Origin of the sequence: Anaerospora hongkongensis (assembly GCF_004339805.1) — a bacterium.
In the GTDB taxonomy this organism is placed as follows: domain Bacteria; phylum Bacillota; class Negativicutes; order Sporomusales; family DSM-15969; genus Anaerospora; species Anaerospora hongkongensis.
On record NZ_SLUI01000002.1, the window covers coordinates 436,130 to 445,130 of the forward strand.

A 9,001-nucleotide genomic window follows, 5' to 3' on the forward strand; every position below is an offset into this window, starting at 1 on the left:
TCCTTAGCCCAGAAGCTCTTGCACGGTTTTGCCACGAAGTTCGGCTACTCGTTCAGCCCGCTTCAGTTGTTGCAGTCCAGCGAGTGTCGCATGAACAACGTTGTTGGCATTGGCCGATCCAAGAGATTTGGTTAGAATATCGTGCACCCCTGCCAGTTCGAGCACCGCACGAACTGGGCCCCCGGCGATAACACCGGTACCTTCTGAGGCTGGTTTTAACAGTACTCTGCCTGCACCAAACTCACCGGTTACCTGATGAGGAATGGTTGTGCCGGTCAGAGGCACTTTGATTAAATTCTTTTTAGCATCTTCGATGCCTTTACGGATTGCTTCAGGTACTTCACCGGCTTTACCTAATCCTGCGCCAACGTGGCCATTGCCGTCACCGACAACCACCAATGCGCTGAAGGAAAAACGGCGACCGCCTTTTACTACCTTGGCAACACGGTTAATGAATACCACTTTTTCTTTAAGGTCAAGACCTGTGTAGTCAATTCTGGCCATTACTGTTCCTCCTTCTGATTAGAATTCCAGCCCTGCTTCACGTGCAGCTTGGGCGAGTGCTGCCACTCTACCATGATAAATATAGCCGCCACGATCGAAGACTACCTTTTCAACACCATTAGCTTTAGCGCGTTCGGCAATCAGTTTGCCAACGGCCTTGGATGCTTCAATGTTACCACCATATTCAACTTGCGCTTCTTTGTCCAGCGAGCTTGCTGAAGCAAGAGTGCGACCAGTTTGATCGTTAATAATTTGGGCATAAATATTGCTTAGGCTGCGATATACGTTCAAGCGGGGTCTTTCTGCCGTACCGAATACGTTTTTGCGAACCCGGATGTGACGCTTTTTGCGCGCAACGTTTTTGCTTTCTTTACGAAGCAAGGTGTTCACTCCTTTCGCTTATGATTTTATTTCTTGCCTTTACCGCCGGATTTACCGACCTTGCGGCGGACGATTTCGCCTTCGTATTTAATACCTTTGCCTTTGTAAGGCTCAGGCTCTCTGTAAGAGCGAATATTAGCAGCAAGAGCGCCAACTGCCTCTTTATCAATACCGGACACAATAATTTTATTAGGAGCCGGAACATCAATATTGATGCCTTGTGGCGGTTGTACTTCTACCGGATGGGAAAAACCTAAAGTCAGGTTCAGTTTTGTACCTGATTTGGAAGCTCTATAGCCAACGCCGGCAATTTCCAACGTTTTGGAAAAGCCTTGGGTTACACCGGTTACCATATTGGCAAGAAGTGTACGGGTCAGGCCATGCAGAGCTTTGTGTTGTTTTTCTTCAGAAGGACGTTTTACGTTCAAAGTATCGTTTTCCTTCTCAATGATCATATCCTTATGCAGGACACGAGTCAGCTCGCCTTTAGGGCCTTTTACCGTTACAGCATTGTTTGCTTCGATGGTTACGGTAACGCCTTGCGGAACAGCGATAGGCATTCTACCTATTCTAGACATAATTGCACCTCCTAGTTGCCAGTCTTACCAGACGTATGCGAGTACTTCGCCGCCCAGACCTTCTTTGCGAGCTTGTTTATCGCTCATAATTCCTTTAGAAGTAGAAACCACTGCAATACCCAGACCACCAAGTACACGGGGCAGCTCATCTGTTTTAGCGTAAACGCGCAGACCCGGTTTGGATATCCGTTTAATACCGGTGATTACTTTTTCGCGGTTTGGACCGTATTTAAGGGAAACCTTCAAAGTACCTTGTTTACCGTCCTGAATCATTTCAAAATCTTTGACAAAGCCTTCCTCTTTGAGGATGCGGACGACGGCCTCCTTGATTTTTGAAGCCGGGATCTCTACTTTATCATGATACACCGAATTGGCGTTACGAATCCGAGTCAACAGATCAGCAATCGGATCGGTCATTACCATAGATCAAAACCTCCTTCCTGTTAATGCTGCTACTACCAACTGGCTTTGGTAACCCCGGGAATGGCACCTTTATAGCTCAGTTCGCGAAAGCAAATACGGCACATTTCAAATTTACGCATATAACCGTGCGGACGTCCGCAGATTTTGCATCGGTTGTGATGGCGAACTTTAAATTTCGGTTCGAGCTTCCACTTTTCAATTAATGCCTTTTTGGCCACGGGTTTCCCTCCTTTACGCGCTGAATGGCATCCCCATCAGTCTTAATAGTTCGCGAGCCTCTTCATCGGTTTTCGCAGTAGTGACAACTACGATATCCATACCGCGGACTTTATCTATTTTGTCATATTCCATTTCCGGGAATATGAGCTGTTCTTTTACACCTAACGTGTAGTTGCCACGGCCATCAAAAGCTTTCGGACTAATCCCACGGAAGTCACGCACGCGGGGCAGAGCAACGTTGATCAGCTTATCAAGAAACTGATACATACGCTCACCGCGCAGGGTAACCTTAGCTCCTATAGGCATGCCTTGACGAATTTTAAAAGCAGCAATCGATTTTTTGGCACGAGTGACAAGCGGCTTCTGACCGGAAATTGCAGTCATATCGCCAACAGCAGCATCCAATACTTTCGGATTGCCGACTGCTTCGCCTACACCCATGTTAATAACGACTTTTTCCACTTTCGGGATTTCCATGACGTTTTTATAGCCGAACTTCTCCATCATGGCTTTTGCTACTTCAGCAGTGTATTTTTCTTTCAATCGGGACATGGTTTAGTTACCTCCTTTCGCGCGTTATTTATCCTTATCGATTATACCGTTGCACTTTTTGCAAGCCCGAACAAAAGCTCCGCTGGCTACAGCAGTTTTCTTAACGCGGGTCGCTTTGCCGCACTCAGGGCAAACAACCATAACGTTAGAAGCGTGCAGAGCAGCTTCTTTTACAATGATGCCGCCTTGAGGCATTTTCTGGCTGGGTTTTGTGTGGCGCTTTACTTTGTTAACGCCTTCTACAACGATCTTATCTTTTTTCGGCAATGCTTCTATAATTTTACCAGTTTTGCCTTTATCCTTACCGGATAACACAACAACGGTGTCGCCTTTTTTTACGTGCAGTTTATTGGACACGGACATCTCCGGCCACCTCCTTTACTAGAGTACTTCCGGTGCCAGCGAGATGATTTTCATGAAATCTTTATCCCGCAGTTCTCTTGCTACCGGTCCGAATATACGGGTACCTTTCGGGCTCTTGTCTTCCTTAATGATAACTGCGGCGTTTTCATCAAAACGGATGTGTGAACCATCGCCACGACGCAGGCCTTTGCTGGAACGAACAATTACAGCTTTGACGACGTCGCCTTTTTTAACTACACCGCCGGGAGACGCATCTTTTACCGAAGCCACAATTATATCACCGATGTTGCCATATTTGCGGAAAGAGCCGCCCAGTACACGAATGCACATAATTTGTTTCGCGCCGGTGTTATCGGCAACATTCAGAATGGTCTGTTGTTGGATCATCGCTATCCCTCCTTATTGAGTGATCGACGTAGGGCGTAATTACTGCGCTTTTTCCAGAATCTCGACAAGCCTCCAACGTTTTTCCTTGGAGAGTGGACGAGTTTCCATTATTTTCACGGTATCGCCTATCTGGCACTCGTTATTTTCGTCATGTGCTTTGAATTTCGTAGTCTGTTTCATGGCTTTGTTATAAAGACCATGCTGCACCATACGCTCAACAGCAACAACGATTGTTTTTTCCATTTTATTGCTAACCACTTTACCGATACGGGTTTTACGTTCATTTCTTTCTTGGGTCACGTATTACAGCCTCCTTCCCGATTGCGTGGACTTACTACGCTTGCCTGGTTTTCAGTTCGGTTTCGCGCTGAATGGTTTTAATGCGGGCAATCGTTTTTTTCACTTCGTTGATCCGCATAGGGTTTTCCAGTTGACCGGTGGCGAGTTGGAAACGGAGGTTAAACAGTTCCTCTTTCAGTCCAACCAGCTTCTGGTCGAGTTCTGCAGCGTTCAGGTCGCGGATGTCTTTAACCTTCATTTACTTCACCACCCACTTCTGCCTCAACTTGCTTTTCTGTCTCTTCGCGCTTCACAAATTTACATTTGATAGGCAATTTGTGAGCAGCAAGACGCATAGCTTCTTTGGCAATTTCTTCGGCAACGCCATCCATTTCAAACATGACGCGACCTGGTTTAACAACGGCTACCCAATATTCTGGTGAACCTTTACCGCTACCCATGCGGGTTTCAGCAGGTTTTGCAGTGATGGGTTTATCCGGGAATATTTTAATCCAAACTTTACCGCCACGTTTGATATAACGGGTCATAGCAATACGGGCAGCTTCTATTTGCCGGTTGGTGATCCAAGCCGGTTCTAAAGCAACAAGGCCAAACTCGCCATGGCTCACGGTATTGCCTTTATTGGCTTTACCTTTCATGCGTCCACGGAACTGTTTACGATGTTTTACACGTTTTGGAATCAGCATTAGTTCTCGCTCCCTTCCTGAGCGGCAGCGGGCTTTTTGGCTTCAGGCAAAACTTCGCCTTTATAAATCCATACTTTTACGCCAATACGGCCGTAAGTGGTATGTGCTTCAGCCGTGCCGTAGTCGATATCAGCACGAAGAGTGTGCAGAGGAATGCTGCCTTCACGGGTACTTTCCGTACGGGCAATTTCAGCGCCGCCAAGACGACCGCCAACCATTACCTTAATACCTTTAGCTCCCATACGCATAGTGCGTTGAATGGATTGTTTCATTGCACGGCGGAAAGCGATGCGTTTTTCCAGTTGGGCAGCGATACTTTCAGCTACCAATGTAGCATCCATCTCAGCTTGTCTAATTTCAGCAATGTTAACATCGATCACTTTGCCGGTTAATTTCTTAAGCGCGACTTTTAATTGTTCGATGCCAGCACCACCGCGGCCAATTACCATGCCGGGTTTAGCAGTGTGAATAATTAGTTTCACCCGGTTAGCGGCACGCTCTATTTCAATACGGGATACGCCCGCAGTATAGAGTTTTGCTTTTACAAACTCACGAATTTTAACATCTTCATGCAGGAATTTTGCATAATCCTTATCTGCATACCATTTGGCATCCCAAGTCTTTACAATGCCAATTCGGAGACCATGGGGATTAACTTTTTGACCCACTAAATTTCCCTCCTTTTCTGATTATCTTTCTTTTACCACTACTGTAACGTGGCTGGAGCGTTTTAAAATTTTAAAGGCTTGGCCCCGTGAACGCGGATGAATGCGTTTCAAGGTTGGGCCTTGATCAACAAACACTTGTGAGACAATCAGATTATCTACATTTAAATCATAATTGTGCTCAGCGTTAGCGACAGCCGACTGGAGCACTTTTTCCACAACCTCGGAAGCAACCTTCGGGGTATGCTTCAAGATGGCAAATGCTTCACCCACTTGCTTGCCGCGAATGAGGTCAACAACGATGCGGACCTTGCGCGGAGCAATGCGGATATGTCTGGCAACTGCTCTGGCTTCCATGGTGTAACCCCCTCTCGAATCTATCGTAGCGATGTAGATTTTTCGGAACCACTGTGCCCTTTATAGGTACGGGTCGGTGCAAATTCGCCCATTTTGTGACCAACCATGTCTTCCGTAATATATACCGGCACATGCTTGCGTCCGTCATGTACAGCGATGGTATGGCCGACGAAGCTGGGCAGGATGGTGGATGCCCGTGACCATGTCTTTACGACTTTCTTGTCATTGGCAACATTCATCGCTTTAATCTTTTTCAGCAGGCTTTCATGGACATAAGGTCCTTTTTTAATTGATCTGGACACCGGATTAGCCTCCTTTCCTTATCCCGTTATTTCGTCCGTCTTTTGACGATCAGGCTATCAGATGCTTTTTTCGAATCACGAGTTTTAGCACCTCTAGCATGCTTGCCCCAAGGTGTAACAGGGTGTTTCCGTCCGATAGGCGAACGTCCTTCACCACCACCATGTGGATGATCGACCGGATTCATGGCAACGCCGCGGTTAGCAGGACGGATGCCCAGCCAGCGGGAACGGCCGGCTTTACCAATTGTGATATTTTCATGTTCTAAGTTACCTACCTGGCCAATAGTGGCTTTGCAGTTAACATGAACTTTTCTTAATTCTCCTGACGGCAAGCGCAAGAGTGCATGACTGCCTTCTTTAGCCATCAATTGTGCAGATGCACCGGCGGAACGGACCATTTGGCCGCCTTTGCCGATTTTCATTTCAATGTTGTGAATTTGAGTACCAACAGGGATATTCTTCAGTGGTAAAGCATTACCGACTTTAATATCCGCTTCAGGACCACTCATAATAGTGTCGCCCACTTTTAGACCGTTAGGTGCCAAAATGTAGCGTTTTTCACCATCAACATAGAACAGCAGTGCAATACGAGACGAACGGTTCGGATCGTATTCAATGCTGGCAACTTTAGCGGGAATGCCATCTTTGTTACGCTTGAAATCGATTACTCGATACAGGCGTTTATGTCCGCCGCCTTGGTGTCTAACCGTCATCCGGCCTTGATTGTTACGTCCGCCATGTTTGGACAGACGCTCAACCAGGGAACGTTCAGGCTGGTCGGTTGTAATCTCGTCAAAACTGGCAACAGTCATGAACCGTCTGCCAGCCGAGTATGGTTTAAATGTTTTAACTGCCATGGGTGCTCCTCCTTTTCGTTAAGTTCAGCGATTAAACGCCTTCAAAGAACTCAATGCGTTCGCCCGGAGCCAGCTTAACGATAGCTTTTTTATAATCCGAACGTTTTCCTTGAGTTTTGCCCATCCGTTTGGTTTTACCCAAAACGCGGACAGTATTGACAGCTTCCACTTTCACTTTAAACACGTGTTCAACAGCTTGACGAACTTCTACTTTGTTAACTGTTAACGGCACGAGAAAAGTGTAACGGTTTTCAGCCATAAGAGCTGTAGATTTTTCCGTAATAATCGGACGGATCAGTACGTCACGTACATCCATTAGGCGAGCACCTCCTCGATCTTGGCGACGGCGCCTTTAGTGACGAAGATTTTATCATGATACAGAAGATCATATACATTCAAACCAGTAGATGCAATGGCTTTTACACCAGGAATATTGCGAGCTGATTTTTCAACAACTTCATCACCTTCGGTGATAATCAGGGCTTTTTCAGCAGCTGCATTGAAACCTGTCAGCATTTTCACCATATCTTTGGTTTTTGGTTGTTCGAACTGAATTTGATCAACGACCAGCAGTTCACCCAGGCTCAGCTTATCGCTAAGCGCCGATTTGATTGCCAAACGGCGAGCTTTACGAGGCATGCTGAAGGCATAACTTCTCGGTTGTGGACCAAATACCACACCACCGCCTACCCAGATTGGAGAGCGGGTGCTGCCAGCGCGGGCACGGCCGGTTCCTTTTTGTTTCCAAGGTTTTCTGCCGCCGCCGCGAACCAGGCCTCTGGTCTTGGTGGCATGAGTGCCTTGACGTTGACTAGCCAATTGCATAACTACAGCTTGATGCATAAGTGCTGAGTTGACTTCTACGCCAAAAACATCATCATTTAATTCTATCTCACCGGTTTGTGCGCCGGTGATATCATACACTGCTACTTTCGGCATTTGCGTATCCTCCTTTCCTCTGGGACGACCGCGGTCGTCCCGGCACGGTCTCTATTTCTTTGGTTTAACGGTATTTTTGATATATACCAGACTTCCCTTAGCACCGGGAATCGCACCTTTTACTAAAAGCAAGTTGCGGTCTTTATCCACTCTGGCAACAGTAAGGCGTTGTACAGTCACTTTGTGACCACCCATCTGGCCAGGCAGTTTTTTGCCTTTAAAGACTTTACCGCCGCCACCGCTCATCCGGGGACCCATTGAACCCGGTTCACGATGCGATTTCGAACCGTGAGCCATTGGCCCGCGAGCGAAATTGTGACGCTTGATAGCACCGGCAAAACCTTTGCCTTTACCGGTACCGGTTACATCAACCAGTTCACCTTCGCTGAATATATCGGAGCCAAGTGTTTGCCCCACAGTATATTCAGATACGCTGGGCAGGCGCATTTCGCGAATGAACTTAACTGGCTTAACGCCAGCTTTGGCAAAATGACCTTTTAGCGGTTGGGTAACTTTTTTATCTTTAACGGCGCCATAGCCCAATTGCACCGCATTGTAGCCATCGCTTTCAACTGTTTTCACTTGCACTACCACACTTGGGCTGGTTTCTACCACCGTTACGGGGATCACCTTGCCTGCAGCAGTGAAGATTTGAGTCATACCTAATTTTTTACCTAAAATTGCTTTCGTCATTATTGCCACCTCCTCTTACAGCTTGATTTCGATGTCCACGCCAGCGGGAAGGTCGAGACGCATCAGCGCGTCGACGGTTTTGGATGTCGGCTCCAGGATATCAATAAGGCGCTTGTGTGTGCGCATTTCAAATTGTTCCCGCGAATCCTTGTTGACGTGGGGTGAACGAAGAATCGTAAAGATGTTTTTCTCAGTAGGAAGTGGAATAGGCCCTGACACCAGTGCACCAGTTCTTTTGGCAGTGTCGACGATTTTTACAGCGCTTTGATCCAATGCTTTGTGATCATATGCTTTGAGACGAATTCTAATTTTTTGTTGTTTAGCCATGTTTTTCTTTCCTCCTTATCGCCCAGTTTCTAGAACGGACATGCTCCGCAGAAATCTCCCCGCTAAAGATGCGGGCAACCTTCCACATCATCGCCTTGGGGTACCTGTGAAACCAATTGCCTTGGGGCAGCTTACGCCGCCCCTCAGCATTTTTTCTTACTTAATTACAGAAGTTACAACACCAGCGCCAACAGTACGGCCGCCTTCACGGATAGCGAAACGCAGACCTTCTTCGATAGCGATCGGAGTAATCAGTGCGATCGTCATCTGGATGTTGTCTCCAGGCATGCACATTTCTACGCCTTCAGGTAAGTTAACGACGCCAGTTACGTCCGTTGTACGGAAGTAGAACTGAGGACGATAGCCGTTGAAAAACGGAGTATGACGGCCGCCTTCTTCTTTGGACAGTACATATACTTCGGCTTTGTAGTCAGTGTGAGGTTTGATTGAACCCGGTTTGGCCAATAC

Annotated in this window: 20 protein-coding genes; all 20 read right to left on the reverse strand. The window is 47.1% G+C overall.

Translation table 11 applies throughout. The features are described from left to right. Positions 1–3 precede the first annotated feature (3 nt). Complete coding sequence (gene rpsE / locus EV210_RS04625; RefSeq protein WP_132076235.1) at positions 4–504, reverse strand: 30S ribosomal protein S5; 501 nt, start codon at positions 502–504, stop codon at positions 4–6. Between the two features lie 18 nt (positions 505–522). After that, on the reverse strand, positions 523–885 hold the full coding sequence (rplR, locus tag EV210_RS04630; protein ID WP_132076238.1) for a 50S ribosomal protein L18: 363 nt from the start codon (positions 883–885) through the stop codon (positions 523–525). Between the two features lie 26 nt (positions 886–911). Beyond that, entirely contained in the window at positions 912–1,463 is a 552-nt protein-coding gene (gene rplF, locus EV210_RS04635) for a 50S ribosomal protein L6 (RefSeq protein ID WP_132076241.1), read from the reverse strand. 24 nt (positions 1,464–1,487) lie between these two features. Beyond that, positions 1,488–1,886: a 30S ribosomal protein S8 gene (rpsH, locus tag EV210_RS04640; protein WP_132076244.1), complete on the reverse strand. Its 399-nt coding sequence runs from the start codon at positions 1,884–1,886 to the stop codon at positions 1,488–1,490. Between the two features lie 32 nt (positions 1,887–1,918). Next, complete coding sequence (locus EV210_RS04645) at positions 1,919–2,104, reverse strand: type Z 30S ribosomal protein S14 (protein WP_132076247.1); 186 nt, start codon at positions 2,102–2,104, stop codon at positions 1,919–1,921. Positions 2,105–2,117: 13 nt separating this feature from the next. Beyond that, on the reverse strand, positions 2,118–2,657 hold the full coding sequence (gene rplE, locus EV210_RS04650) for a 50S ribosomal protein L5 (protein WP_132076250.1): 540 nt from the start codon (positions 2,655–2,657) through the stop codon (positions 2,118–2,120). Positions 2,658–2,681: 24 nt separating this feature from the next. Continuing rightward, positions 2,682–3,020 carry a 50S ribosomal protein L24 gene (rplX, locus tag EV210_RS04655; RefSeq protein ID WP_132076253.1) on the reverse strand — a complete coding sequence of 113 codons (339 nt, stop codon included), beginning with the start codon at positions 3,018–3,020 and terminating at the stop codon, positions 2,682–2,684. 18 nt (positions 3,021–3,038) lie between these two features. Then, on the reverse strand, positions 3,039–3,407 hold the full coding sequence (rplN, locus tag EV210_RS04660) for a 50S ribosomal protein L14 (protein ID WP_132076256.1): 369 nt from the start codon (positions 3,405–3,407) through the stop codon (positions 3,039–3,041). 39 nt (positions 3,408–3,446) lie between these two features. Continuing rightward, positions 3,447–3,707: a 30S ribosomal protein S17 gene (gene rpsQ / locus EV210_RS04665; RefSeq protein ID WP_132076259.1), complete on the reverse strand. Its 261-nt coding sequence runs from the start codon at positions 3,705–3,707 to the stop codon at positions 3,447–3,449. A gap of 34 nt (positions 3,708–3,741) precedes the next feature. Further along, the gene (gene rpmC, locus EV210_RS04670) at positions 3,742–3,945 is read right to left on the reverse strand and encodes a 50S ribosomal protein L29 (RefSeq protein ID WP_132076262.1); all 204 of its coding nucleotides are present in this window, start codon (positions 3,943–3,945) and stop codon (positions 3,742–3,744) included. Then, complete coding sequence (rplP, locus tag EV210_RS04675) at positions 3,935–4,393, reverse strand: 50S ribosomal protein L16 (RefSeq protein ID WP_132076265.1); 459 nt, start codon at positions 4,391–4,393, stop codon at positions 3,935–3,937. Before rplP ends, rpmC begins: the two co-directional genes overlap by 11 nt. After that, positions 4,393–5,061, reverse strand: coding sequence for a 30S ribosomal protein S3 (gene rpsC / locus EV210_RS04680; RefSeq protein ID WP_132076269.1), 669 nt, complete (start codon positions 5,059–5,061; stop codon positions 4,393–4,395). Before rpsC ends, rplP begins: the two co-directional genes overlap by 1 nt. 21 nt (positions 5,062–5,082) lie before the next feature. Then, positions 5,083–5,415, reverse strand: a complete 333-nt coding sequence (rplV, locus tag EV210_RS04685) for a 50S ribosomal protein L22 (RefSeq protein WP_132076272.1) — start codon at positions 5,413–5,415, stop codon at positions 5,083–5,085. Between the two features lie 20 nt (positions 5,416–5,435). Beyond that, the gene (rpsS, locus tag EV210_RS04690; RefSeq protein ID WP_132076275.1) at positions 5,436–5,717 is read right to left on the reverse strand and encodes a 30S ribosomal protein S19; all 282 of its coding nucleotides are present in this window, start codon (positions 5,715–5,717) and stop codon (positions 5,436–5,438) included. Between the two features lie 26 nt (positions 5,718–5,743). Continuing rightward, positions 5,744–6,574 (reverse strand): 50S ribosomal protein L2, encoded by an 831-nt coding sequence (gene rplB, locus EV210_RS04695; protein WP_132076278.1) that lies wholly within the window; start codon positions 6,572–6,574, stop codon positions 5,744–5,746. 31 nt (positions 6,575–6,605) lie between these two features. Next, positions 6,606–6,890: a 50S ribosomal protein L23 gene (rplW, locus tag EV210_RS04700; RefSeq protein WP_132076281.1), complete on the reverse strand. Its 285-nt coding sequence runs from the start codon at positions 6,888–6,890 to the stop codon at positions 6,606–6,608. Beyond that, positions 6,890–7,513, reverse strand: coding sequence for a 50S ribosomal protein L4 (gene rplD, locus EV210_RS04705; RefSeq protein WP_132076284.1), 624 nt, complete (start codon positions 7,511–7,513; stop codon positions 6,890–6,892). Before rplD ends, rplW begins: the two co-directional genes overlap by 1 nt. Positions 7,514–7,564: 51 nt before the next feature. After that, positions 7,565–8,206, reverse strand: coding sequence for a 50S ribosomal protein L3 (rplC, locus tag EV210_RS04710; RefSeq protein ID WP_132076287.1), 642 nt, complete (start codon positions 8,204–8,206; stop codon positions 7,565–7,567). Between the two features lie 15 nt (positions 8,207–8,221). Beyond that, positions 8,222–8,533, reverse strand: coding sequence for a 30S ribosomal protein S10 (gene rpsJ / locus EV210_RS04715; protein WP_132076290.1), 312 nt, complete (start codon positions 8,531–8,533; stop codon positions 8,222–8,224). A 156-nt stretch (positions 8,534–8,689) separates the two neighbouring features. Next, positions 8,690–9,001 (reverse strand): EF-Tu C-terminal domain-related protein (locus tag EV210_RS04720; protein WP_481157912.1); only part of this gene is annotated, 312 nt, incomplete at its 5' end.